This is a genomic window from Coraliomargarita algicola (assembly GCF_033878955.1).
GTDB lineage: Bacteria > Verrucomicrobiota > Verrucomicrobiia > Opitutales > Coraliomargaritaceae > Thalassobacterium > Thalassobacterium algicola.
On record NZ_CP138858.1, the window covers coordinates 541750 to 568280 of the forward strand.

Annotated in this window: 22 protein-coding genes; 13 read left to right on the forward strand and 9 right to left on the reverse strand. The window is 52.0% G+C overall.

The window, feature by feature from the left end; translation table 11 throughout:
• Positions 1-22 precede the first annotated feature (22 nt).
• On the forward strand, positions 23-1864 hold the full coding sequence (gene thrS, locus SH580_RS02110; RefSeq protein WP_319833355.1) for a threonine--tRNA ligase: 1842 nt from the start codon (positions 23-25) through the stop codon (positions 1862-1864).
• A gap of 116 nt (positions 1865-1980) precedes the next feature.
• On the opposite strand, the gene dmeF is transcribed toward thrS, so the two are convergent.
• Together dmeF and SH580_RS02120 are read right to left on the reverse strand one after the other, a co-directional pair.
• Positions 1981-2961, reverse strand: a complete 981-nt coding sequence (gene dmeF, locus SH580_RS02115; RefSeq protein ID WP_319833356.1) for a CDF family Co(II)/Ni(II) efflux transporter DmeF — start codon at positions 2959-2961, stop codon at positions 1981-1983.
• Positions 2962-2970: 9 nt separating this feature from the next.
• Positions 2971-3246 carry a metal/formaldehyde-sensitive transcriptional repressor gene (locus tag SH580_RS02120; protein WP_319833357.1) on the reverse strand — a complete coding sequence of 92 codons (276 nt, stop codon included), beginning with the start codon at positions 3244-3246 and terminating at the stop codon, positions 2971-2973.
• Between the two features lie 167 nt (positions 3247-3413).
• On the opposite strand from SH580_RS02120, the gene SH580_RS02125 reads away from it, so the two are divergent.
• The 4 genes from SH580_RS02125 to alr are packed head-to-tail and all read left to right on the forward strand — an operon-like array spanning position 3414 to position 6986.
• Positions 3414-3695, forward strand: a complete 282-nt coding sequence (locus tag SH580_RS02125; RefSeq protein WP_319833358.1) for an NAD(P) transhydrogenase subunit alpha part 2 — start codon at positions 3414-3416, stop codon at positions 3693-3695.
• Positions 3695-5110 (forward strand): NAD(P)(+) transhydrogenase (Re/Si-specific) subunit beta, encoded by a 1416-nt coding sequence (locus tag SH580_RS02130; RefSeq protein WP_319833359.1) that lies wholly within the window; start codon positions 3695-3697, stop codon positions 5108-5110. Before SH580_RS02125 ends, SH580_RS02130 begins: the two co-directional genes overlap by 1 nt.
• Before the next feature lie 48 nt (positions 5111-5158).
• Positions 5159-5824, forward strand: coding sequence for a hypothetical protein (locus SH580_RS02135; RefSeq protein WP_319833360.1), 666 nt, complete (start codon positions 5159-5161; stop codon positions 5822-5824).
• 16 nt (positions 5825-5840) lie between these two features.
• Positions 5841-6986 carry an alanine racemase gene (gene alr, locus SH580_RS02140; RefSeq protein ID WP_319833361.1) on the forward strand — a complete coding sequence of 382 codons (1146 nt, stop codon included), beginning with the start codon at positions 5841-5843 and terminating at the stop codon, positions 6984-6986.
• Positions 6987-7164: 178 nt separating this feature from the next.
• On the opposite strand, the gene SH580_RS02145 is transcribed toward alr, so the two are convergent.
• Both SH580_RS02145 and SH580_RS02150 read right to left on the reverse strand, forming a co-directional pair.
• Entirely contained in the window at positions 7165-7686 is a 522-nt protein-coding gene (locus SH580_RS02145; protein WP_319833362.1) for an ecotin family protein, read from the reverse strand.
• 54 nt (positions 7687-7740) lie between these two features.
• The gene (locus SH580_RS02150) at positions 7741-8805 is read right to left on the reverse strand and encodes a quinone-dependent dihydroorotate dehydrogenase (RefSeq protein ID WP_319833363.1); all 1065 of its coding nucleotides are present in this window, start codon (positions 8803-8805) and stop codon (positions 7741-7743) included.
• A gap of 193 nt (positions 8806-8998) precedes the next feature.
• On the opposite strand from SH580_RS02150, the gene SH580_RS02155 reads away from it, so the two are divergent.
• Positions 8999-9751 carry a hypothetical protein gene (locus SH580_RS02155; protein ID WP_319833364.1) on the forward strand — a complete coding sequence of 251 codons (753 nt, stop codon included), beginning with the start codon at positions 8999-9001 and terminating at the stop codon, positions 9749-9751.
• Between the two features lie 335 nt (positions 9752-10086).
• On the opposite strand, the gene SH580_RS02160 is transcribed toward SH580_RS02155, so the two are convergent.
• Positions 10087-10713: a hypothetical protein gene (locus SH580_RS02160; RefSeq protein WP_319833365.1), complete on the reverse strand. Its 627-nt coding sequence runs from the start codon at positions 10711-10713 to the stop codon at positions 10087-10089.
• Positions 10714-11282: 569 nt separating this feature from the next.
• On the opposite strand from SH580_RS02160, the gene SH580_RS02165 reads away from it, so the two are divergent.
• The gene (locus tag SH580_RS02165) at positions 11283-14165 is read left to right on the forward strand and encodes a vitamin B12-dependent ribonucleotide reductase (protein WP_319833366.1); all 2883 of its coding nucleotides are present in this window, start codon (positions 11283-11285) and stop codon (positions 14163-14165) included.
• A 72-nt stretch (positions 14166-14237) separates the two neighbouring features.
• Here the strand turns inward: SH580_RS02165 and SH580_RS02170 are convergent, their stop codons facing one another.
• On the reverse strand, positions 14238-15497 hold the full coding sequence (locus SH580_RS02170) for a tagaturonate epimerase family protein (RefSeq protein ID WP_319833367.1): 1260 nt from the start codon (positions 15495-15497) through the stop codon (positions 14238-14240).
• 156 nt (positions 15498-15653) lie between these two features.
• Here SH580_RS02170 and hemG point away from each other — a divergent pair, with 156 nt between their 5' ends.
• The gene (hemG, locus tag SH580_RS02175; protein WP_319833368.1) at positions 15654-17003 is read left to right on the forward strand and encodes a protoporphyrinogen oxidase; all 1350 of its coding nucleotides are present in this window, start codon (positions 15654-15656) and stop codon (positions 17001-17003) included.
• A gap of 141 nt (positions 17004-17144) precedes the next feature.
• Here the strand turns inward: hemG and SH580_RS02180 are convergent, their stop codons facing one another.
• Both SH580_RS02180 and SH580_RS02185 read right to left on the reverse strand, forming a co-directional pair.
• On the reverse strand, positions 17145-17612 hold the full coding sequence (locus SH580_RS02180; RefSeq protein ID WP_319833369.1) for a hypothetical protein: 468 nt from the start codon (positions 17610-17612) through the stop codon (positions 17145-17147).
• A gap of 14 nt (positions 17613-17626) precedes the next feature.
• Entirely contained in the window at positions 17627-18409 is a 783-nt protein-coding gene (locus tag SH580_RS02185; protein WP_319833370.1) for a TIGR00282 family metallophosphoesterase, read from the reverse strand.
• A gap of 231 nt (positions 18410-18640) precedes the next feature.
• Here SH580_RS02185 and SH580_RS02190 point away from each other — a divergent pair, with 231 nt between their 5' ends.
• From SH580_RS02190 to SH580_RS02210, 5 genes are all read left to right on the forward strand, one after another.
• On the forward strand, positions 18641-20611 hold the full coding sequence (locus SH580_RS02190; RefSeq protein WP_319833371.1) for a TonB-dependent receptor domain-containing protein: 1971 nt from the start codon (positions 18641-18643) through the stop codon (positions 20609-20611).
• A gap of 209 nt (positions 20612-20820) precedes the next feature.
• On the forward strand, positions 20821-21183 hold the full coding sequence (locus tag SH580_RS02195) for an ATP-binding cassette domain-containing protein (protein WP_319833372.1): 363 nt from the start codon (positions 20821-20823) through the stop codon (positions 21181-21183).
• A complete protein-coding gene (locus SH580_RS02200; RefSeq protein ID WP_319833373.1) occupies positions 21125-21625 on the forward strand; it encodes an ABC transporter ATP-binding protein in 501 nt (166 codons plus the stop codon). The genes SH580_RS02195 and SH580_RS02200 overlap by 59 nt, the downstream gene beginning before the upstream one ends.
• Before the next feature lie 109 nt (positions 21626-21734).
• On the forward strand, positions 21735-23519 hold the full coding sequence (gene ilvB, locus SH580_RS02205; RefSeq protein WP_319833374.1) for a biosynthetic-type acetolactate synthase large subunit: 1785 nt from the start codon (positions 21735-21737) through the stop codon (positions 23517-23519).
• Between the two features lie 61 nt (positions 23520-23580).
• Positions 23581-24609, forward strand: coding sequence for a DUF481 domain-containing protein (locus SH580_RS02210; RefSeq protein WP_319833375.1), 1029 nt, complete (start codon positions 23581-23583; stop codon positions 24607-24609).
• A 183-nt stretch (positions 24610-24792) separates the two neighbouring features.
• Here the strand turns inward: SH580_RS02210 and SH580_RS02215 are convergent, their stop codons facing one another.
• Entirely contained in the window at positions 24793-26529 is a 1737-nt protein-coding gene (locus tag SH580_RS02215; RefSeq protein ID WP_319833376.1) for a diflavin oxidoreductase, read from the reverse strand.
• Positions 26530-26531: the final 2 nt, after the last annotated feature.

Here is a 26531-nt window from a genome sequence, read left to right on the forward strand (position 1 = left end):
CAATCACTGCACTCTTATTATTATGAAAGACATGTCCCCCCTAGAGGAACTCCGCCATTCTTGTTCGCACGTGCTCGCCACAGCGATTCTCCGACTTTTCCCGGAGACCCAACTTGACATCGGCCCTCCCACCGAAAACGGCTTTTACTACGATATCGATCTAGATAAAAAGCTGGATGCCTCCGACCTCGAAGCCATCGAGGCCGAGATGAAAAAGGTGATCAAGGAGAACCAAAAGTTTACCCGTATCGAATGCTCGCGCGAAGAAGCAGTGGCTAAGATCAAGGAAATCGGCCAAGAACGCTACAAGCTGGGCCGTTTGGATGATATCCCGGAAGGCGAAGCCATCAGCTTCTACCAGAACGGGGAGTTTATCGACCTTTGCGCAGGCTCACACGTGGGCTACACCAAGAAAATCAAGGCCTATAAATTGCTCTCGATTGCTGGTGCCTACCACCGTGGCGACGAAAAGAACAAACAGCTGCAACGCATCTACGGCACCGCGTTTCCAAGTAAGGAAGAACTGGCGGATTACCTAGAGCGCCTCGAACAAGCGAAGGCGCGCGATCACCGCAAGCTGGGCAAAGAGCTCAAGCTCTTCCACATCGACGAAGCGGTCGGTGCCGGCATGGTGCTCTGGACACCCAACGGCGCAGTCATCCGCCAGGAGCTGCAGAACTTCATCGCAGAAGAGCTGCGCATGGCCGATTACGACCAGGTATTCACGCCGCACATCGGCAAGCTCGGGCTCTACCGCACATCCGGGCACTTCCCTTACTACAAAGACTCGCAATTTCCACCGATCGTCGAACCGGGCACGGTGGATCGCCTTGCACAAGAGGGTTGCTCCTGCGCAGAGCTGTCCAATCAACTCGACAGCGGCGAAATCGACGGCTACTTGCTCAAGCCGATGAACTGCCCGATGCACATTAAAGTCTTCGACAGTCAACCTCACTCCTACCGTGACCTGCCCGTGCGCCTGGCAGAATTTGGCACCGTGTATCGCTGGGAGCAATCCGGCGAACTCAATGGTATGACACGTGTGCGCGGTTTCACCCAAGATGACGCGCACCTATTCTGCACCGAGGATCAGATCGGGCAGGAAATCAAAGGCTGCCTGGACTTGGTCAAACTAGTCTTCAACACACTGGGCATGTCTGACTACCGCGTGCGCATCGGCCTGCGCGACCCGGACTCCACGAAGTATGTGGGCGACGCGGCAAAATGGGACAAAGCTGAAGCTGCACTGCGCGAAGCCGCCAAAACGCTTGGCGTCGACTTCGTCGAAGAGCCAGGTGAAGCTGCATTCTACGGCCCCAAGATCGACTTTGTCGTCAAAGATGTGATTGGTCGCGAATGGCAACTCGGCACCGTTCAGGTTGATTATAATCTGCCTGAGCGCTTTGACCTAAACTACATCGGCGCCGACAATGAAAAGCACCGCCCCGTGATGATCCACCGCGCCCCCTTCGGCTCGATGGAACGCTTCTGCGGCGTGCTGATCGAGCACTTCGCTGGCAACTTCCCGATCTGGCTCGCACCGGAACAAGTCCGCATCCTCCCGATGAACGACGATCTGGTGCCACAAGCACGCGAAATCGAAAAGCTGCTTAAAGCCGCGAAGATCCGCGTTACGGTTGACGATATCGCCGACAAGCTCGGAGCCAAGATCCGCAAATGCCACGTCGACAAAGTGCCCACCTTCCTCGTGCTGGGACGCCAAGAGGCTGAGCAAGGTCTCGTCAAGGTCAACTCGCGCACCAATGCATCCCTCGAAGGCCTCAAAAAGCCCGAGGAGTTTATGAGCGAATTGTTGCAAAACATCGCGAACAAAACACTCCCCGAGAGCAAAGAGGACAAATAGTCTAATTCAGCCCCGCAACTGGTGCGTCATTGACTAGTTGCGGGCTTCTTTAGACTCCATTCGCCCCTCACTTTAAGTGAGGGCAACCCTCAGTCAGACAGTACCTAAGTCCTGACTCAAACACTCTGCACTTCAATCGTCACGTGCGGAAACTGCTGTGCATCCAAACGCTCCCGATAAACTTGGGCAGAGAGTGGACGCTCGGCGACAATTGCTGCGATCACGCTGTAACGATTCGGGCCAATCAACCAAACATGCAAGTCGCTTAACTGCCCTTGCCCATCGCCCTCTAGCGCATGCTTCACCTGCTGCATGACCGCCGTCGATGCTTGATAATCCAGCAAAACCTGACTGGTTTGTCGCAAAAGTCCCCAAGACCACTTAGCCACCAGTAAAGAGCCCACAATGCCCATCACCGGATCCATCCAGATCCATCCAAAATATTTCGCGGCTAAGAGCGCAATGATTGCCGTAACGGAGGTCAACGCATCCGCTAAGACGTGCAAATACGCTGAGCGTAAATTGTGATCATGATGATGCCCATGATCATGGTGGTGATGATCGCCATGGCTATGATCATGCTCGTGCTCGTGATGGTGCTCATGGCTGTGTGAATGAGAATGATCATGACCGTGATCATGGTCGGCCCCTAGGATAAAAACGGAGACACCATTCACGATTAATCCAATGATCGCCACGGCAATCGCCGAGTTAAATACGATCTCAGTTGGATTCAATAATCGCTCGACACTTTCCCAGGCCATCACCAGCGCAAAGATCGCAAGCAGCAAAGCCCCGGTGAATCCCCCCAAAGCATTCACTTTGCCAGTGCCGAAACTAAAACGTGTATCATGCGCATGTTTGCGCGCATAAATGTAGGCAAAGGCAGTGATACCCAGCGCAGCAGTGTGCGAGGCCATGTGCAAGCCATCCGCTAACAATGCCATCGAACCAAAAGCCACGCCAGCTGCGATCTCAATGACCATCATCAGCGCAGTAATAGCAATCACCCACAAAGTGCGCGACTCCCCCTCTTTACGGACTTCTTGTCCAAAACTATGACTATGCTGCCATTTCGTAATATCGATCTTCCCCATAACACTCCCCTATTTTAAATAGCTGTTAATGATCGCCTGCACCTCCTTCGAAGCTTCACGCACCGAATCCGGAGCACCCTCAGCATCGAGCAAGTGGTGCTCAATGTGCTCGTGAATCAACTCACGCGTCAACGAATTGAGCGCACCACGGCAGGCCGCCACGTTCTGTAGCACCGTATAACAATCTGCCTGCTCAGTCAGCATTCGTTCCACACTTTCCAACTGCCCCTTCAATCGACGCACTCGCGCCACGAGCTTTTTATTTTCTCCATGTAAATGTCCCATGACGGATATAGTATACCCCCCCTAGGTATATTCAAGTTGTAAATGACAATGATTACCAGCTTCTATAGTTTAGTAGCCATTCAAAGCTGAGTTCTTACGACTTGCTTCTAGCAGCATAAGTTCAATCATATGGATCGCTCCGCAAACCACTTAACTGGATACACCCCATGGAACTGATACTCCTGCTGTTCATCTTCGTGCTGGCTGCCTTTCTAGGCTTCGAGCTCATTGCAAAAGTGCCCTCACAACTACATACCCCGTTGATGTCGGGGTCCAACGCGATCTCTGGGATCACCGTGGTTGGCGCAATCCTCGCCGTGCACAACGACTCCAGCGGACTCTCGGTATGGCTTGGATTCGCCGCCATCGTGCTGGCAACGATCAACGTGGTGGGGGGCTACATGGTCACCGATCGCATGCTGGGAATGTTCAAAAAGAAGGGTAAGTAATGAGCGCCGAAACAATTGTTAATCTCTCTTACATCGTCGCAGCGATCCTCTTCGTGTTCGGCATCAAGATGCTGGGCAAAGCCGATACAGCTAAGCGCGGCAACCTACTCTCTTCGCTGGGCATGTTACTGGCGGTCGTAGTCACCTTGCTCAACAAAGGGCTCGATTTCCCACTCGTCATCGGAGCTTTGGCCCTCGGAGCGGGCATTGGATTCGTCGCGGCCAAACGTGTGCAAATGACGGGCATGCCTGAGTTGGTCGCACTCTTCAATGGTTTTGGGGGCCTAGCGTCGCTACTAGTGGGCTGGGCGGAATATCACCGCGCCATCCATCCTGCCAGCATCATCGAACAGGCTCTGCGCGCTGAAGTGCCGTCCTTTACGGCAGCGGTCACCGTGTTGGCGATTGTGATTGGTGGTATCACTTTTACAGGCTCAATGTATGCTTGGGGCAAACTTTCGGGTAAACTGGGCGGTCGCGCCTTAAGCTTCGCTGGCCAGAAAACACTGAACGCGTTACTCGCGCTGGGCATTGTAGCCTCAGGTGTCGTCTTTAGTATCTCGCCCACGGCGGAGCTCGCCTACTGCTTATTACTGACCGTGATCGTGCTGTCACTCTTACTCGGCATCTTTGCCGTCATGCCTATTGGTGGCGGCGACATGCCAGTCGTCATTTCGCTGCTCAACTCATGCTCGGGCCTGGCGGCCTGTGCCGCCGGTTTTGTGATCAACAATAATGTCTTGGTCGTCGCAGGCTGCCTGGTCGGGGCCTCCGGCCTCATCCTCACCGTGATCATGTGTAAGGCGATGAATCGCACACTCAAGAACGTGCTCTTTTCAGGCTTCGGCGCCACCACACAAGTCAGCAGCGGCGAAAGTTCCGGCGAACTCAAGCCCATCTCGCCGGAAGACGCCTACTACATATTGGAAGCCGCCAAGAACGTCATCATCATTCCTGGTTACGGCATGGCCGTGGCGCAGGCGCAGCATGCCGTCAAAGAGCTCGGCGAGTTACTGGAGGCCAACGACTGCGAGGTGCGCTACGCGATCCACCCCGTGGCTGGGCGCATGCCGGGCCACATGAACGTGCTACTGGCCGAAGCCGACGTGCCCTACGAGCAATTGGTCGAAATGGACGACGTGAACCCAACCATCGAAATGGTCGATGTTGCCATCGTCATCGGTGCCAACGACGTAGTCAACCCCGCCGCAGCCAACGACGAAAGCAGCCCCATTTACGGCATGCCAATCATCGAAGCGCACAAGGCTAAAACCACCTTCTGCCTCAAACGCGGCAAGGGCGCTGGCTTCTCCGGACTAGAAAATCAACTCTTCACGGCTCCCAACACTCGTATGCTCTACGGCGACGCCAAAGCGACCGTCACCAATCTAGTCGCGCAATTTAAGGAAAGTTAATATGAATATACGCTGGCGATGCGACGCATGCACGCTACCACTATTCATATGCAAGACGACCACATCTCCCTCGTTATCGATGGCTCAGGCAGCACGGTATTTGCTGGGCTGCTCAATAGTCAGGACCAATGGCTGGCTACGATCGATCGTACCGGCACGCCGCTGGAAGAACTTTTCCCAGCCATCGAAGAAGCCTTACAGCAAGCAAAGCTCAGCTTAGCTGACATCCGTAGCTACATTTATTGCGAAGGCCCGGGCTCTGTGCTGGGACTGCGGCTCTGCGCCATGGCGATCGAAATCTGGACGCGACTCTACCCGACATCCGCACAACTTTACAAATACAACAGCTTACAGCTGACGGCTCATACACTACTCCATTCAAAGCCCGAACTGCACGAGGCACTGATCGTGGCTGACTGGAAAAAAGGTGCTTGGAACGCCCTCTACATTCGAGAGGGTCAGGTTGGAGCCGCTGAAGTGATCGACGACGCGGCACTCGATGCCTGCCGCAGCCCCGTCTATCATTTGCCCCAGCGTAAAGGCTGGCAAAGCCCGCCCGCCAATGCACAGACGCTACAGTATGACCCGGCGGAGCTTAGCAAGGTGCGTAAGATGCCCACACTGTTACAAGCAACAGAAGGCGTAGAACTCTACAGTTCCGGCATCAATACATTTCAGAAATGGACACCTGCACGCCATCGCGCACAGGGATAAGTTCAAGCAAAACAGAGTGAATACAGGCACCACATCCACTCGTCGCTGCTGGGCAGAAATCGACCTCGCAGCATTCGAACGTAATTTAAAGCGTATACAAGCCGCGTTGCCAGCTCGCATGCGTTACCTCGCCGTGGTCAAAGCAGACGCCTATGGGCACGGCATGCCGCCCATCGTGCGTCGCCTCATGCAAAGCGGCGTGGACTGTTTCGCCGTAGCCAACGTAGCCGAGGCGGCCGACATTCGCCATATGGGTGCCGGCTGGCCCATACTGGTGCTCAGCCCACTACTCCCCGAAGAGGACCACTTGCTGCTCGAATATGATCTGACAGCAACCGTCAGCACATATGAAGAATGCCTACGCCTCAACGCATTGGGCCAATCGCACGCGACCTCAATTAAGGTCCACCTAAAAATCGACACAGGCATGGGGCGACTGGGCATCTGGCATCGTGATGCTCCGACGCTATTGGCCCAAATCCATGCATTGCCCGCCTTACAGCTGGAAGGTGTGTACACCCACTTCTCCAGTGCCGATAGTGACCCCGAGTTCACTCAAACACAACGCGAACGTTTTTTGGCCGCATTGAAGGCGGATGCACCGATCCCCGAAAACTTACTCATTCATGCAGATAACTCCGCCGGCATTGACACTCTAAGCGATGACAGCCCCTTCAATGCCGTGCGCATCGGACTCCTGCAGTTTGGAGTGCCTCCCTACCCCGATTCCGCCCTCGGCCGCGTCGTAGTCGAGCCCGTCTTCAGTTTCCACACACGTATCGGCCTGATTAAAGCCCTGCCCCGTGGCACCGACATCAGTTACGCACGCACCCACAAACTCACGCGGGATTCTCGTATCGCCCTACTCACGGCCGGCTATGGCGATGGCATCACACGCGAACTCAGCAATCGCGGCCAGGTGCTGATCCACGGTCAACGCTGCCCCATCTTAGGCCGCGTCACGATGGATCAAACGATCGTCGATGTCACTGACTGCCCCCAAGCACAAATCGGCGATGCAGTCGTATTGATCGGCAAAGATGGCTCACAAGAGATCACCACCACTGAATTTAGCGAAAAAGCGCACACCATTCCCTGGGAAACACTCTGTTCAGTGACCAAACGCGTGACCCGCGTCTATGTCGGCTCCCGCGAGCTATAAGTTTAGGAGTTAGAGAAGGCCTAAAAGCTTAACAGCACTCACAATCGGATCACCGGCGTCCGCTAACAGACACACTACGTTTGAGGAACACCTGATAAGCGATGCAGTAGATGACCTCATCCTGTTCGCGGCCAAACATAAGCCCACTCCAGAAGCCAGAAGCGCTTACAAGCGTTCTCTAGCCCTGAGGGGCAACTCGTAGTTCCGCGGCACTCCAGACTTGGTATTTGACCTCGAAGCCCTCAGGCACGATGACCACAATCGGCACTTTACTGTTGTAACGAATCGGCTCTAGCGGCGCACCGAGTTCAACAAAGCGCTCGACCTGCGGAGCTGCTGGATTGACCGCCATTAGAGTGCCGGCCATGTGGCCTTCCGACTCGAGCTGATAATAAGTGTAGCCCCAGCCTTCCACTGTGACGGCTTCAAGTGTGCCCAAAAGTCGGTAATTATTGACCGAATCCGTCAGTACGGTTTTACCGATCACCAATGTGACGAAGTGCGCGGCCTCATCCTCCAAAGCAGGTAAACGAATGACATGACGCTGATAATCAGGCTCGGGCAAAGGGAAAGCCTCTAAGTCCTCAGAAGCTGTAACTGTGGCAGACGGAGCCGTCACCTGAGCAACATCACCTGTGCTGACGCAGCCCGCGGTGAAAATCATCAGCAATAATAGATGAATACGAATCAATAGCATCATATAGAAATAGGTGTACGATATAAGACCGGAGGACAGCTAACTGTCCACAAGCCACTAGATCCAGTCTTCGCCCTTAGACTTCAGCGCGCGCGCAAGTTCACGCGCGAAAAATGGCCCGCGATAGACCCATCCCGTGTAAATTTGTACCATTGAGGCGCCTGCATCAATTTTCTCGCCTGCGGCTTCCACGGAATCGATTCCGCCCACCCCGATGATTGGCAGCTTCCCCTCTGTCGACTTATAGATGTAATTAATGACCTCGTTCGAACGGCGGCGGATAAAGTCTCCCCCACTCAAGCCACCAGTTTCCTTACTCTTAAAACCCTCTGGGCGCTGGATCGTCGTATTCGTGGCAATTATACCATCGTAGTCCAGTTCCAGTAACACGCCGACAATCTCGTCGATTTCCTTAAACGTGAGGTCGGGGGCGATTTTAAGCAGCAGCGGGTGTGGATCACGCCCGAGCTTCTTGGCATGCGACAAGTTCTCGTGACGAATCGTCTGTAATAATTCCCGTAAATAGGTCGCCCCCTGCAGATCACGCAAGCCCGCGGTGTTGGGACTACTGATATTAATGGTAAAGTAGTCAGCCTGATCCGCCAAGGTGCGAAAACTCGCGACATAGTCATCTACTGCTTGATCCAGCGGCGTGGTTTTAGCCTTACCGATATTGACCCCCACAGGAATGCCGCGCTTGCCCTTCGGGTAATTCTTTGAAAGGGCCTGCAACATCACTTCAGAGCCCTTGTTATTAAAGCCCATACGGTTGATCAGAGAATGTTGCTCCGGATAGCGAAACAGTCTGGGACGTGGATTGCCTGGCTGCCCCTCTGGCGTGACAGTGCCGACTTCAGCATGTCCGAAGCCCAAAGCTTCGATCGCACGTGGAAACTCGCCATCTTTGTCCATTCCGGCAGCCAGCCCCACACGATTTGGAAATTCCAAGCCAAAGAGCTTTACAGCTTTGTCTTCGCACACCTGATTGTAACGGCGCACCAGCTTACACAACGTAGGCAAAGCCCCCATTGTCATTAACGCGGTGCGACCGCGATCGTGTGCTTGCTCGGGCTCCATCTTGAATAAAGCCGGACGCACTAAGTTTTCGTAAATAAATCCCATAACGGTCTCTCTTATGCAGAATCTCAGAACGTAACACCCACTTTACGCAAAACAATGAAAAAGACACATTGAAAAAAATTCTGACTAAGCACTTTACAAAGGATAAAACGAGTCTTTAACCACCTAGTATGGATCGCTACTGAACTCACTGTAGCCCCATCTCTAAGAAATACACAAAGCGTCTTCAAACCGTATGTCGAAACCTACTACTAAACTCACTTGGTGCAAAGCCCGCTTGGGCGAAGATATGAACTGGTGGATCAACGAGATCAGCGACCCCGTCCACTGGGACGTCGATGGCCTCGGAATTATCGATCCTCGCCAATTCCAACACATCATTGATCTACTTGAACCATTGAGCGACTACGGCCTACAAAATGAGTTGGTCGACGATGCATTCTATTCTTTTGGCATTGAGAATGTAGAAGAAGACAAAACCATACTACTGAAACGCGTACAAGATAGCATCTTAGAGAGTGAAGAACCACTCTTCGCACTCCCCGACGTGCTGGATGAGGAAAAGGGGCCGTACGCAGACTTGCTCGATCACATCACTAAGCTACGCGTTAAAATGCTCAACGATCTAATCGACTTCTCTCAAAACCTCACGGTGGAAGAACTCGAAGAAGAGATCCGTGAAGCACAAAACGCGGATTTCATGGAAGGGCGAGCCTCGCACTTCTTCACCGAGCTCACTGCTATCCTCGAATATGTGCCCGACGGCTTCGAACTCGACGACGACGAAGATGCCAAGCCTAAGACTGAAGACGAAGAACTTGAAAAAGACCTCGCCGACGTCGACGCAGGCACTGAAGTCGACGAAAAGATCGAAGAGGACGATACCATGAAGTGGGACGAAGAAGAGGAAGATGAGGTCGAAGATTACGAAGAAACCACAGCTCCACCGGACGAAACCATCGACGAGGACGACGACGAGAGAAAGTAGTCACCAACCAGATTTTGACAAAAGCCCGACCACAATGGTCGGGCTTTTTTTTTGCGCGCACATTTTCCCGACTGAGAGCCTCATTCAGAAAAAAAGCGGATAATCCTAGAAAGGGTAGTCAGAACACAAATCTCAAAAGCCAGCTATGAATATCAAGAAGTTACAGCGCTTCCCATCTCACCCAAACAGCGCATGCCATGATTTCCATAACTAACTGATTAGAGTGGCAGGCTTCTAGTCTCTGCCCTCTGATCTCTGTCCTCTGGTCTCTGTCCTCTGTCCTCTGTCCTTAGCCAGATAGAGCGAGCACCCATTACATTTGACTCACATCCCGACTAGGCAACTCGCGCCTTCTTACGCTTCACCAAGTATAGGCCGGCACTCCCCATCAACATGGATACGGCCACACCCGGTAGAGGTTGCCCATTGGCCGATTGAGCGCTGCCACTCACACGGAATGCAAACTCAATTTTGCCCTTTTTACCATACTCACCGCCGAAGGTAAATGCAGCCTCACTGCCTTTCTTGCTTTTTTCATAGCCAATATAAGTCTTATTTTTCTTGGTGCCGATAGTTGTATTACCGTCGCTATCCGTCACAAAGAAAAGTAAGCTCGCACCCGCAGTGAACTCGCCAATATCTAATGAGAAAGTCCCTTCCTCCCATGAGCCTGCGATTTCAACATCCCGACTAGTCGTCTGACCGCTGGAATCCGTCGCTTGCACAGTCAGCGTCATCCAATCAGTAATGACGCCACCATCAGAGCCACAATGATCATCGCTGTCGACAAATGTAAGCGTAAGGCCGCCATCCTGAGCGACTGTTAAGGCGTCTTCTTTACCATTCTTGTCGTATGTAACAAATTCACTGTCAACATAGTCGCCGTATTGATAAGTGGCCATCAAAGAGGACGCGCACAGTGCAAGTGCAAGTATAGCGAGCGTAAGTGTTTTCTTAATCATATGTTGGGCCTTTTTTCGGTTTAAACAACTGTAGGTTTTGTTTTTTGCGGTTAATTAACACAGATAGCAACAAACATGCCTAGGGTAATCAGCCCGCTTCGGCACTGAAGGTAATAGTGCCATCGAATACGTGGGAATGCCTTCTATCAGTGCAACAAAAGACAATCGACTAATATCAAATTTTTCAAAAAAATATGTATATCGGAGGTCATCATGGCACGAGATTTGACAGTCGCCCGACAGATCCCGCCACAGTTACAGTAAATATTACAATGACAGAATATTTTACCGATCATAATGATGCTAAAAAAATAAGTGGCTGGCTGAATTAACGGTTTAAGAAATCACGCACATTTAGACTACTGATTTTATCGGACCACAAAGACTCCAACTGCGCAGTCTGCTGAGCTGGAATTAGCACAACTTATCTCAATTCGAAGACCCGCTCAAATCCATCGCGACTATGTATTTTCGTCGTGCAGGAACTTTACGTTCAGTTAGCAATAGAGCACTAGACCTAGTGCATGCCCTGCAAATAAACCACAATATATAGTAACCCCGACAAGCTCATGAAGAAAGAATCCTCAAAAACCCCACACAATTACCTCACGATCAAGCGTACATTCTCCTCTCAAACAGTCCATCCCTACGACGAAATCAACTGGAGCTATCGCAGCTCTGAGATTACAGACGACAAAGGCAAAGCCATATTTAAGCAGGATAACGTCGAAGTCCCCGCCGCATTTTCTGACTTGGCCACCAAAATCCTTTCCTCAAAATATTTCTATGGAGACATCGACAATGGCACCGATCCACACAAAGGCGGGCGTGAATCCTCCTTCAAGCAAGTGATCGATCGTGTCGCGGGTACCATTACTGAATGGGGGCAGGCGGACGGTTATTTCGCCGACGCGGCACAGGCCAAAGTTTTTGATGAAGAGCTCAAATGGCTACTCGCGAACCAATACGGCGCCTTCAACTCTCCGGTGTGGTTCAATCTCGGCCTTTACCAAGCCTATGGTGTGGGCAAAGAATCCGGCAAAGGTAATTTCTATTGGGACCAGGAACATGACGTAGTGATGCGAGCCAGCAGTCAGTATGAGTATCCCCAGTGCTCCGCCTGCTTCATACAACACGTCGACGACGACATGGACTCGATCATGGACCTCGCACGTGCCGAAGCCATGCTCTTTAAATTTGGGTCTGGCTCGGGCACCGACCTCTCCAGCATCCGTTCAACCCGTGAAAAACTATCCGGGGGGGGCAAACCTTCAGGCCCACTATCTTTTCTATCGGTCTACGATGCCGTAGCCGGAGTCGTCAAAAGTGGCGGCAAAACCCGTCGCGCCGCCAAAATGAACGTGCTCAAAGATTGGCACCCCGACATCGAAGAGTTTATCCACGCGAAGCAACTGGAAGAGCGCAAAGCTTGGGCATTGATCGAAGAAGGCTACGATCCTTCCTTTAATGGCGAAGCCTACGCCTCCATCAAATATCAGAACGAAAACCTTTCCGTGCGCGCATCCGACGAATTTATGCAAGCCGCGATCAACGGCAATACATTCTTCACCCGCCGCGTCACCGATGGGCAAGCCTGCGAAGAAAAGGACGCCTCTTACCTGCTAGACAAAATCGCCGAAGGCACTCACATCTGCGGCGACCCGGGCATGCAGTTCGACGACACCATCCACAAATGGCACACCTGCAAAGGCTCGGGACGGCAAAACTGCACCAATCCCTGCAGTGAGTATCTATTCCTCGACAATTCCGCCTGCAACCTGGCCTCGCTTAATTTAATGAAGTTCCGCACCGCGCACGGCCTCGACATCGAACGCTTCGCTGCCGCCGCGCGTATCTTCATTATCGCGCAGGAAATCATCGTCGACCGCTCCTCCTACCCCACCGAGGGGATCACTTACAATAGCCACTGGTTCCGCACCCTCGGGCTTGGCTACGCCAACCTCGGCGCTCTACTCATGTCCTATGGCTACGCCTATGCCTCCGACGAGGGCCTCGGATTAGCCAAAGCGATCACTGCCGCAATGACAGGTGTTGCCTATAAGACCTCCGCGGAGTTGGCTGCACTGAAAGGCCCTTTCGCAGGTTACCACGAAGCGGCACACTTCGGCGTGCCCAATCCACCTGAAAAAGACAACGTCGCCTCCATGCAAGCAGTCATCGACTTGCACAAGAGTCATGCCGAAGCGCTGGACCACAACTCTCCCAAGCCATTGGTTGATTATGCCGCGAAAATATGGAAAGAAGCCTCCGACCTCGGCAAACGCTATGGCTACCGCAATGCCCAAGTCACTGTGCTCGCACCAACCGGCACCATTGGTTTTCTGATGGACTGCGACACCACTGGCGTCGAGCCTGCCATCGGCCTGGTGGCCTACAAAACGCTTGCCGGCGGCGGTTGCATGACCTTACCCATCAAATCGATTCCGCTCGCGCTGGAAACCCTGGGCTACCAAGCAACAGCGATTGAGAAAATCTGCGCCCATGTTAAAGAATACGGAACCGTCGAGAACATTAAAGTATCCGGCAAGTCGATACTGTCTGGCCTGAAAGACGAACACATCCCCATATTTGACTCCGCCTTCCGCTCCGGGATGGGTGAGCGCTACCTGCCCTACACCGCCCACATCGACATGATGGCCGCCGTACAGCCCTTCCTCTCTGGCGCCATCTCCAAGACTGTGAACATGCCTGAAGAGGCCACCGTCAAAGAAATACGTGACACCTATATCCACGCGTGGAAAAAGGGCATCAAAGGCATCGCCATCTATCGTGACGGCTCTAAGCGCTCCGCCCCCATAAAAACGCGCAAAGACAAGGCCGAAGCAAAGAAAGTAGAGGTCCAAGTAGTAACCGAGCCCTATCGCCGCCGATTGGCCGACACGCGTGAGTCGATCACTCACAAATTCAGCATCGCAGGCTCCGAAGGCTACATCACCATTGGCAAATTCGACGACGGCCAACCAGGTGAAGTTTTCATTCAAATGGCCAAGGCGGGCTCTACCATCAACGGCCTAATGGATACCGTGGGCACACTGGTTTCACTCTGCCTACAATACGGCGTACCTCTGGAAACTTTAGTTAAAAAATTCAGCCACGTCCGCTTTGAACCGGAAGGCATGACGAAGAATCCACATATTCCATTCGCGAAGTCGGTGATTGATTACGTCGCCCGCGAGCTCGGCATGGAATTCATCCCTGGATACAAGGAGAGAATGAGTCCAGCGCTGCAAGAGGACGACGCGTTCGAAGACCGCAATCCTAGCAGCACCGTCATCCCGAAAGAAGACACGAAAATCGACACCAAGCAATTAGAGTTTCTCACCCAAAGTGAAGGCAACTTAACCTGCCCCGAATGCGGAAGCGGTAAAGTCAAAGTCACCGGCACCTGCGCCTGTTGCCTCAACTGCGGCACCAGTTTAGGCTGCAGCTAAGATCGAACAATCCAGTGAAGCACTATGATCGGAACACATCTGGCACCGATCATAGTGCATCATTGCCACAACTTAATCCGCAGAACTGCGCGCGAAAATACGCAGGATGTGCCGGTCAAACAAGTTCTCAGTCACGTTGCGTGCGATAATCGCTTCATTTGCTTTGAGCGCATCAGTGTAGCGATCTTTCATCTCCGCGGCCACCTTGAAGCCTACATGGATCAACTGACGAAAGTGTAGATTATAATCGGGGTTGCTTTGAACGTGACGCAGCGTGTTGACATACTTCTCGGAGTCCCAAACTCGAACCTCTTCAGGAGTGGGCAGTCTCGATTTATCGATATCGATGACAGTCGCATATGGCGCAGTGAGTTCGTCGAATCGGCCATACGCTCCTGCATACACATCCTTAGCAATCTGCAAGGCTTCGCCGCCGGCTTCAGCCAGCCCAATCACTTCCTCCAACCATGTGGTGCCGGCAGTCTTTACATGCAAACCAACATCGTGCTGATGAATCAGCTTTTTGATAATTGGGTAAATCGAAAACTTATCTGACCCCGAATGCACACTCAGCTTCAAAGTCGCGGGAAGACCAAACTCTTTAATCGCGTAGGCGATCACATAGAGATCTTCATCAAACTCCTTTTCAAATTGAACTAGGTCGCCGACGTAATCGACACCTTTGTTAAAACGCCCGGTAAATTTGGGTGCAATTGTTTGCACTGGAATCCCCTCAGCAGCGATCATCGACAAGATCAGGAATAGATCGATCGGCGTCTGTGGCAGATCCGTTTCATCGACCGAAACTTCTGTAATAAAGTTTTCCGCCCCCTTAGCCGCAACGATGTAGTCGTAAATAGCTTTAGCGCCCTTGATGGCGACGAGGTATTTATCAGCAACCTCACGCAAATCGGCTTCCGTCACTGAAAAAGGCAGCTCAATGCCAGGAATCTGTAATGCTCCGGTGTATTTCTGGTTCGCCGCCAGAAAGGCATCCACATCTGCAGCTTCAGGTGTTTCCCCCACAAAGTCAGCCACGTCCAATGTATAAAAATTACTCCCAGCAAGAAAGCCATCAACTGTCTTCAATCCAATGTGATCAGCATCGACATAGTAATCAGCAGTCCAACCAAGTGCCGCCACTGCGGCATCCGCTTCCGCCCGGAGGTCGTCCGGCTGGCTTTTTACGATACTATGCTCACGAAATGACTTATTCCATGTTGGATAGATCTCAATCCCCGCATTCTTCGCATTAACAACAGACTGCAGTTGTGCCTTCCCTTGATGGGCAAAACGATCCCCCATTCCTAAAGTATATTTTTGAATTTCCATGCCTTGTAATTTAGCAAAACAAACCCATTTCAGATATTGCAAAACCGCGCGGCACATAGGCAAAAACGCACATCGCATAGAGAATACCACTCACAGTAGCTTCACTGAACATTTTCAAATTGCAGAAGCCGCGCAGGCAGGCTTCTCTCCAGATCTGTGAAAAAAATTTGTATTATCGGTTCCGGGATCACCGCTCTAGCACGGGCTTGGCAGCTCCAACAGCGCGGCCAGGACTGCGTGGTATTGGAGTGCTCCGATCACATCGGCGGCGCAATCCAGAGCCATCGCGAAGGCGACTACCTAGCCGAAGAAGGCCCCAACTCGATTCAAGTGAATAGCCATGAGGTCGACGCATTTTTAAAAAGCGTGCCCGGGCTGGAGCAGCGTATAGTGGAGGCTTCCGCAGAGGCGAAAAAACGCTTTATACTACGCGATGGCCAAGCGCAAGCCGTGCCGATGGGGCCGCTCTCTGCCATGACAACCCCGCTCTGGAGCCTAGCGGGTAAGTTACGTGTCTTAAAAGAACCATTCATACCAGCAATAGACACCGAAACTGAAGAGAGCGCCGCAAATTTCGTACAACGCCGTCTGGGAGAAGAACTCTACCAATACGCCATCAACCCACTGATCGGTGGCATCTATGCGGGCGATCCAGAGCAACTCTCCTTACGCTACGCCTTTCCGAAGCTATACGCCCTGGAACAAAACCATGGCGGCATGATTCGTGGGGCGCTGGCTAAAATGCGTATGGCACGACAAAACGATGCCCCCAAAGTAAATAAACGCATCATATCCTTCAAAAATGGTCTGGCAGAATTGCCAGGACTACTAGCCAAAGCTTTGAACGGCTCGGTACACACATCCGTATCGATACAATCCATTCGACAGAATGAGCATGGTTGGCAGGTCATATGGAATGGCAACTCACAGCATTACGACCAAGTAATGCTAACCACGCCCGCGCACACCTTAGGCCAGCTACCAATATCAGAATCAATAAAAGCGGATCTGCGGCCCCTCAACAACATCGACTACCCTCCGGTATCAGTGCTGAGCTTGGCGTTTAAACGCGCTTCAATCTCCCACCCCTTGGATGGCTTCGGCGTATTGGTGCCCGAATGCGAAGGGCGAAAGATTCTGGGTGCACTCTTTCCTTCAAGTCTCTTTTCCGGGCGTGCCCCCGAAGACGAAGCTTTGTTGACAGTGTTCGTTGGCGGCGAGCGTCAACCCGAACTTGCCGTGCCACACACCAAGACACTCCTGACGAACGTGCTGCCGGAACTAGAAAGCATACTCGGTATATCAAGTGATCCGACCTTCGTGCATCACAAGCATTGGCCGCGGGCGATTCCACAATATAAGCTAGGCTATGGACAACAACTCGCACATATGAATGCCATTGAAGCCAATTACCCAGGCCTAAAACTGGCAGGAAATTATCGTGATGGAATTTCACTAAGCTACTGCATCGAATCCGCCGTCAAAGCCGACACTCACGACGAATGACCACCACTGCTCGCCACCTCCAGTAGCTGGCCGCCGGCACGTGCGCAATGCCTAGCGACGGTGGCCCACTCCTTGACAATAACAAAAAAATCCCCGCGTCCTGAGGATGCGGGGATTTGAAAAATGAATCTAAAAAATCGATTATTTGCCGGCGCAACATGCCATCTTTGGCATGGGTAATGCAGCTGGTTTGCTAGCTTTCTTCTCTGCGCATTCGGATTTTTCAGCACAATCCTTCATATCAGCACAGTCTTTTTTATCAGCACAGGCTGCAGGGGTGCCACAGTCTTTTTTAGTGTCGCAAGCGGCTTTCTCGGAGCAATCTTTCTTGTCCCCGCATGCAGTTTTCTCATCGCAATCCTTTTTCTCTGCACAGGCAGCAGCCTGCTTGTCGCAGTCTGCTTTCTTAGGAATATCGCATGCGAATGCCTTGGACTCGGACTTGGCAGGATGCGCCGCACCAGTGCCACACGAACCACAGTGCGCATGCGCTGTCATAGCAGCCGTTAAAAGTAGGAATGGAATCAGTAATTGTTTCATATTTATATTTGGATAGAGATGTGGAGTCATCGTAGTCATAAAACCACATTGGTTAGAACAGGTAATCAAAATATTATTCCGTACTATTTTGCAAGTTCGACACGTTGAAAACTTACACTCCGTCCAGTAGCCGCATCGACCTCGATCAAACAACCTGCAATGCGTACATCGTCTTCTGCCACAGGGAAGCGACGCTTCATTCCATCCAGGAAGGTGGCGACGACCTGCTCCACATCACGTCCGAGCACCGAAGCATACGGCCCGCACATGCCAGCATCACTCAGATACGCAGTGCCTGCCGGCAAAATACGACCATCGGCGGTGGGCACGTGTGTATGAGTGCCCACGACTGCCGCGACACGTCCGTCGAGGTGCCATCCCAGCGCGATCTTTTCAGAAGTCGCTTCCATATGTGCTTCCACAAAGACGGCATCGCACTGTGATGCTAACTCATTTAGTTTTGCATCCACCATGCGAAAAGGACAGCTGGACTTAAGCGCGAGATAATTGCGCCCCAACACTGTCAGAATGCCGAGACGGAATCCGTCTTTTTCTACAATCAGATGTGTGCGACCGGGATTCTGCTCCGGCAGGTTCGCGGGGCGGCAAACCTGCTCCAACTGATCAATCTCGTTTTCGAAATTTTTCTGATCCCACACATGATCCCCCAGCGTGATGGCATCCACGCCAGCTGCAGTCAACGAGTCGGCGATTTTTTTGGTGATCCCTGCCCCACCAGCGGAGTTTTCAGCATTCGCGATCACGATATCCGCCCCCAACTCTTCACGCAGCTTCGCCACACGCTCTATTACAAAATTTCGCCCAGGGCGCCCTACGATATCTCCTAAAAATAAAATCTTTGGCATAATGCGAAGTAATAGAGATGCGACGCGCGCGTGCAAGGCAGGATGATAGAACTTAATCAACACGACGCTGCCCTGCGCTTCAAATACCCCGCCCACCCATTAGCCAAACTACTTTAACAATCCTGCAAAACATCTCCTTATAGATAGTGAGACTCAGTTGCATTTTATTTGACCAATAAGGATACTGAGTCTCATTAGCTCGCATTGATTCGATTTTGATCCACAAATAACATGAAAATACAACAACTGAGAACACCACTCTACCTACTTGGCAGTTTCATAGCTGCGAATCTATCGGCACAAGACGCCATCAACCAGGAATCAATGCTTCTGGAAGAATCGGTCTTAACCGCAGAGCAAGAGCCGGGTAATTTCCTGGTCGACGAGCAAGAAATCGAACTGCTTCAAGCCAACGATCTCAGCGATCTGCTCTCGTATGAATCCACCGTTGCAATCGGTGGCGGAGCGGCAGTCGCTCAAAAAATATATGTGCGCGGCTTTGAGGATACGTTGCTCAATGTCACTGTAGATGGAGCGCAACAAGCAGGTGAACTCTATCACCACCAGGGCCGCGTGCAGCTGGAGCCCGAGTTCATAAAAACCGTAGAACTCGACGCTGGAGCTGGAGCCGCGACCAGCGGCGCGGGCGCCCTCACGGGGGCTCTGCGCGTGACCACCAAGAACGCATTTGATATGTTAGAGCCAGGTCAGGATGTCGGTGCCTTGATTAAAGGCACTGCAGGTCTGAACGGGGATGACAGTTACAAAGGCGTATTTTCAGCATATGCCCGCGTAAACGAAAACATTGGCATTTTAGCAGCCTTCACACGCAGCACAGGTAATGATTACGAAGACGGCAATGGCGACACGGTAGAACCGACAGGTTACGACTATGAGCGTGGATTTATCAAGGTGAACGGCGAATTCGGAGATCATGAAGTGAGCCTTTCCTACGAGAATCTGCATGATTACGGCACCTACTACCAGCGCCCGAACATGACCAACTTCACGGGCACCTACATACTGTCCGACCAGGAAATGAACCGTGAAACACTCAGCTATAATCATCATTTCGACGCAGGTAATGATCTCTTGGATCTGGAAGCGACGCTTTACTGGACCAGCAGCGACTACAACAATCACCTGAACACTACGGGTGCACTATACGGTGAAGGTGAATTAACGAGTCTAGGATATGACCTGCGTAACACGACGTCGCTCAGCGATCACACACTCACTTACGGCACAGATCTTCGCATGGACGATGGCCATGGTGCCCAACAAGCCAGAGGCTCTGGTTCCAGCGACCAAAGCGCCTCTGTGCTAGGCCTCTACGCGCAAGACAACTGGCAACTCAGCGATGCCCTACTCCTCTCCGCAGGCCTCCGTTATGACAGCTACCGGCACAAGGTCGATTCGGGGCTGGGCGATGGCATCGAAAACAACAGCGACGGCTTTAGCCCCAATGTCAGTATCGAATGGGAAGCGCTGGATGGACTGACATTGCGCACGGCCTACTCCATGGCCTACCGTGGCGTTACAATTCGTGAATCCTTCTTCAGTGGCCTCTATGAGCATAGCGAAGACATGGATGCAGAAGAAGCCGACAATTTTGAAGTGGGCATTGCCTACGAAAACAACGGCTTCTTTGCCCGTGCGACTTATTATGTCCAACATATCGACCATTACATCGATTTGGTCGACGTCGGGGGCACTTACTACTGGGGAGATTCAGGCGATGCCCGTGTCGAAGGTTACGAAATCGAAGTCGGTAAAGAGTGGGATGACTTACGCGTCAGCTTCGGCGTCTGGGAAGCCGACAATACGCTCAACGGTGACAAGCTCAACGACGGCAACCTGGGCCTCGGAACTTCAATCGGTCGCACATGGACCACAAAAGTCGATTATTCCATGCCTGAATATCGTCTCAATACTGGCCTCAGAGCTCGTCTAGTCGAAAGCGAATCAAACGACATCGCAGCCGATGCGCCCGACAAGAAAGGTTACTTTGTCACCGACCTGCACGCCAACTGGCAACCTTTTGAAGATACACCCATGACACTCTCTTTATCCGTGAATAATATCTTTGATAAATATTACTACGATCAAGCGACTTACGGCTACAGCTCGCGCACAGGCGACAACATCGGATTCCCGTCCAAGGGCCGTGAACTGGTGGTCTCCGTTGCCTACAAATTCTAAAGTATACGGAAATACCCAACACTCAAATGGAGGTGTGGTCGCAAATTTGGCGGCCACACCTTTTTTTATAGTACCAATAGAATTGAATCAAAAATTTCATCGCAGAGTCTAAGCAATCATGCCCTATGTAAACGATCCGAACCTCGATCAAAAAGATGCGCGATCAATTTGCAAGTGGCTGACAAAACGAGCAGCGATTCACCGAAACAATGAAAGAACCCAAACAAGTAAGCCCCTTACTATCCGTCCAATCACTCAAAGTCAGCCGCGCTGATGTCGATATCCTGAAGGGAATCAACTGGGAGATCCAGCCAGGCGAGAATTGGGCGATTTTAGGAGCCAATGGCTGTGGCAAGACCACCCTACTCTCCGCGATCACAGCCTATCGCGCGCCCTCTTCAGGCGAAATTCACGTCGGAGACGACACCTATGGTGAGAGTGACTGGAACGAAATCCGACAACAATTAGGCATCGTCAGCAGCGCCTTAACCCAGCGCGTGCCGGCAGATGAGTTTGGCATCGAAACAGGTACTCAGTGGCCAAAGCGCGCAGCTCGGCTATTGGACACGTGAAAAGAAAGTCGACACCCATAAAGCTCTACGCTGCCTAGGTAAAATGGGGGTCCGCTCACTCGCGAAAAGGCCTTGGGGCGTACTCAGCCAAGGCGAACGCCAGAAGGTATTTATCGCTCGCGCATTGATCAACGATCCCAGCCTGCTCATACTCGACGAGCCCTGCGCAGGGCTCGATCCGGTCGCACGTGAACGCTTTCTCAAGAGCTTACAGAAATTGGCTCGATTAAAAAAAGGCCCGGCCATCGTGCTGGTGACACACCACGTCGAAGAGATCATTCCGGAAATTACCCACGTGCTCTTATTAAAAAAGGGCAAAGTTTTCGCAGCCGGCCCCAAGCGCGAGGTGCTCTTAAACTCCGAAAAAATGAGCCTAGCCTTCGGTGCCAACTTACAAGTTCAGGAAGATACGGCCAACCAGCGCTTCCGAATGACATTTTAAGCACGCTTCCGTGCTTGATTCGAGCGCGATTTGCTGTCTTCTTCCTTGCCCTTTCGCATGGGCGCACTGCTCGAATACTCTAAATACAACGCAAAAACACCACACACACATGAAAACCGATAAAGCAATCGACTTCCCAGAACAGGACGAAATTGGCCCCGAAATGAAGGGTGCAGATGTCTTGGTCGCCTCTCTTGAGCGCGAGGGTGTGGATGTGGTGTATGCCTATCCAGGTGGCGCTTCCATGGAGTTGCACCAAGCCCTCACAAAAAGCTCGAAGATCCGCACCATTCTTCCACGTATGGAGCAAGGTGGCGGCTTCATGGCTCACGGCCACGCCCGCACCACTGGCAAAGCCAGTGTATGCATGGCCACTTCGGGCCCAGGAGCCACCAATTTGGTGACCTGTATCGCAGACGCGTTCATGGATAGCATCCCTCTGATCGCGATCACAGGTCAGGTGTATCAGCAATTTATCGGCAAAACCGCATTCCAAGAAACTGACTTTTTCGGAATGACACTACCGATCGTGAAGCACAGTTTCCTCGTGCTCAACAAAGAAGACCTCCCCCGCGTAGTGAAGGAAGCCTTCCACATCGCCACTTCGGGGCGTCCCGGCCCGGTGGTGATCGACATTCCCAAGGATGTGCAACAAGCCATCTTTAAGCCGACATTTCCAGGCAAGATCGACATTCCAGGCTACAAAATCGAGTCAACCAAGCCTAAGGCTAGCGACGAAGAACTACTGGAAGTGCTCGACCTCATCAGCGGTGCAGAACGTCCAGTGCTCTACATCGGCGGCGGCATCATCTCCGCCGAAGCACACCTTGAATTGCGCGAATTTGCCGAGCTCACTGGCGTGCCTGTCGCATCCACTCTGATGGGACTCGGCGCCTTTGACGCGGAGCACCCACAATCACTTTACTGGTTCGGCATGCACGGCACCGTTGCAGGCAATTGGGCTGTTTGCGATAGCGACATCCTGGTATGTGCCGGCGCACGTTTCGACGACCGCATCACCGGCGCAGTCAATAAATTCGCTCCGGATGCTGAGATCGTGCACATCGACATCGACGTATCCGAGCACAATAAAAACAAGCGCGTGCAGCACCCGATTCACTCAGACGTAAAATACGCGCTCAAGCGACTGACCGAACTGGCCAAAGAAACTAAGTTCAAGAAACCCGATCTCACAGCTTGGTTCAAAACGATCAACGCATGGAAGGCAGAATACCCCTTCTCTTACGACAAGAGCGGCCACATTACCCAACAAGAAGCGATTGAGACACTCTACGAAGTGACTCAAGGTGACGCCATCATCACAACAGGCGTAGGCCAGCACCAGATGTGGACTGCACAGTTTTTCAAGTTCCGCGAGCCACGCACCTACATCAGCTCGCTCGGCCTCGGAACCATGGGCTTCGGTCTGCCAGCTGCAATCGGCGCAAAAGTCGCCTTTCCCGACAAGTTGGTCGTCAACATCGACGGCGATGGCTGCTTCATGATGAACATCCAGGAACTCGCCACGGCCAAGATCGAAAAAATCAATGCCAAGACCATTATCCTGAATAACCAACACCTTGGCATGGTGGTGCAGTGGGAAGATCTCCTTTACGAGAGTGTTCGCGGACAAACGATTCTGTGCGACAAGGACAATATTGGCGGTCCGGATAATATCGATGCGATCTATCCCGACTTTGTAAAAATCTCCGAAGGATTCGGGGTGGCGGGCAAACGTGTCATCAAACGCGAAGACTTGCGTGGCGCGATCGAAGAAATGATCGCTCACGATGGTCCGTATGTCCTGGAAGTGATCGTGCCCTACACCGAACACGTGCTTCCAATGATCAAACAAGGCCTCTCTGCTAAAGAAATCTTAATTAAATCCGAATAAGGCTCAGGATTTGCTCTTTATCCGCGGACTCCCACAAGTGGGAGTCCGTATTTTTTTTGTTATGAAACCAACGACACTAGTCCTAATCTCCAGTATATTCATCAGCTCGATAGCCAACGCCGACGTCGTGCGCACAACTGACGGTGCGCAACTCATTGGCACCATCCAATTGATCGACAAAGGCGTCATCCACTTGGAGACCGCCTACGCAGGCGTCATCAAAATCAAGCAAGACCAAGTGGATAGCTTCCAATCGGATGCACCCCGTGTGGTTCGTCTCGCGAGCGGCACTGTAATGGCCGGAGCGATCGCGAGCAATGGTGGCGACAGCATCCGTATTCAATCCGAAGATGGCGTGCTTGAAACCAGCACCACCAAAGTAGCCGCAGCTTGGGCTCCCACCGCGGAAGATCCTGAAGTGGCACGCAACCGCCGCGAATGGCGCTACGAAGCAAGTGTCGACCTAACTGGTAAGAAAGGTAATAGCGACAAGTTTCGTCTCGGCACTAGCTTTGACGCAGAGCTAAAAGGCCCGAACGACACCTTGGCCTTCTTCTTCGACTATGAGCAAGCAGAAGACAATGGAGACAAAACAGAAGACCGCACAGCTGGCGGCGCGTCTTATGAGTCCTTCTTTAGCGAAGTGCTCGGTTGGTATATCCGCACCGAACTGGAAAACGACCCAATCGACAACATTAAGCTACGTTCCACCAATGCAGCTGGTATGTCTTATCGCCTGATCAACAAAGATCACCAAACACTGGTCGCCCGTTCTGGTCTCGGTTATCGCTACACCGCCTATGAGAACGATCAGGAAGACGAATCCAGCGCCACACTCGACTTCGGTCTCGCGCACACATACCGCTTCCAAAATCATTTCAAGATGAAGAACGACCTCACTTTCGTTCCATCGATCAATGACTTCAGCACCTACCGCGTCGTACACGATAGCGGCTTTGAAATCCCGGTCGGCAGCGGCGACAACTGGAAAGTTCGTATGGGCATCAAGAACGAATACGAAAGCGACACCACAGCCGAAGAAAAAATGGATACTACGTACTACACCAAAATGGTGTATTCTTGGGACTAATTGCCTGCGTTTAAGCAAGGCGATCAGCTAGTCATATAAGAAAGTTTTCAGTAGCCGAAGTCGCCAGACTTCGGCTACTTGCGTCTGTGCCTCCTCAGTACACTCACAACGGCGCTCGCCGTCATGCTAAACTGAACCGGTTAGCGATATGTAAATGCGAGTATCACCGGTGTTTCCCTCGCCCTAATAAACATCACGTAGATAACGTTTCTCCTTTTTAAGTGCTTCGACGTAAGCCTTCGCCTCCGTTTCACTTTTAGCTCCAGCGAGCTCGACGGCTTTATGGATCGCGGCATCCACATCCTTCGCCATACGACTCGCATCGCCGCAAATGTAGATGTAGCCTCCCTCCTCTAACCATGCGTAAAACTCCTCGGCATGCTCCACAATGCGGTTTTGCACATACACTTTCTCCGCTTGGTCGCGCGAAAACGCCGTGTCAAAACGAGTCAGCAGACCGCTCTTCATCCAAGTGGTAATTTGATCTTCATACAGAAAATCAGTTGCCTGGTGCTGATCCCCAAACAGAAGCCAATTCTTCCCCTTGGCCCCACGCATCTCACGCTCCTCCAGAAAGGCTCGAAACGGAGCGATACCAGTGCCCGGGCCAATCATAATAGCGGGTGCATCATTATTTTCCGTCAATCGAAAGGCCTTATTTGAGTGCATGTATACTTTGACTGGACGGTCTAATTTGTGATCCGCCAAATACGTCGAACACACCCCCAACCTTTTGCGACCATGCGTATCGTAGCTCACCTTACCCACGGTCAAATGCACCTCTCCGGGATGCGCCTTCGGACTAGAAGAGATAGAATAAAGCCGCGCATTCAGTGACTTCAGCGGAGCGACCAAATACTCAGTGGTTGGAAATTTCACATCAAAATCCACGATCGGATCGACCAAACCGCGCCCAACGATGTAAGCCTTGCTCTTGGCCTCATCTCCCGCGATTTCCCGCAGCTTTGGATGTGGACTCAAGCGTGCGCAAGCCATCAGAAATGGAATCGTTAACACGCTCACGTCGTAATGAAATCTTAAAGCATCGAAGAGTTGTTGATCCGGCCCCTGTGGCACTGGAGCCAATTCATCTGGTGTAAAACCAGCGGCTGTAATAATCTCATCCACCAACTTGGCGTTGTTTTCAGGCAGCACACCGAGTGCGTCCCCCACTTCATACTCGATACCTGAACCTTCCAGCGAGATCTCGACATGGTGCGTCGCTTTCGAAGAACCTGCTTTGTTCAAATTGACCGTTTTTAATAATTTGGCAGCAAAAGGATGTTTTTTACTGTATTTTGGCTGTTCCGAATCGGTGATCTCCTCGACTGGCGCAGTGTTCACAGCGCTGGCTTCGCCAATCACAGCTTGCACTGAACCGAGCCACTCGGAGAAAGGTTCATCCGGATCGCCATCCGCTTCAACCATCGGCGCCACACGTTTGGCTCCAAGTGCCTCCAAGCGTGCATCGAATTGCTTACTGCACTTGCAGAAATCAGCGTAAGAGGAATCTCCAAGACCAAAAACAGAATAATTCAAACCGGTAAGTTTCGGTGCATGATCGCTCATCAAAGCCGAATGAAAGCTCTGCGCATTATCCGGTGGCTCGCCCTCACCATAGGTACTGGTAATGAGCAATAGGTGCTGTATTGTTTTTAGGTCGTCAGGCGATACCTCGCTCATATCAAAAACTTTAGGTTCGCAATTGGCGGCTTTGAGTTGCTTCGCGAGCTTCTTAGTCAGTGTTTCTGCGGTGCCCGTTTGCGAGCCGAAGAGTATTGTCACTGGTGTCGCCGCAGTCGCAGACGAGCCGGCTTCGACAGGTGCGTTGCTATAAAGCCCCGCTAAAAAGCCATTGAGCCAAGAACGTTGCTCTTCGCTAAAAGGTGCGTTTTCAGGAATGAATGGTGCAGTAGTCATGA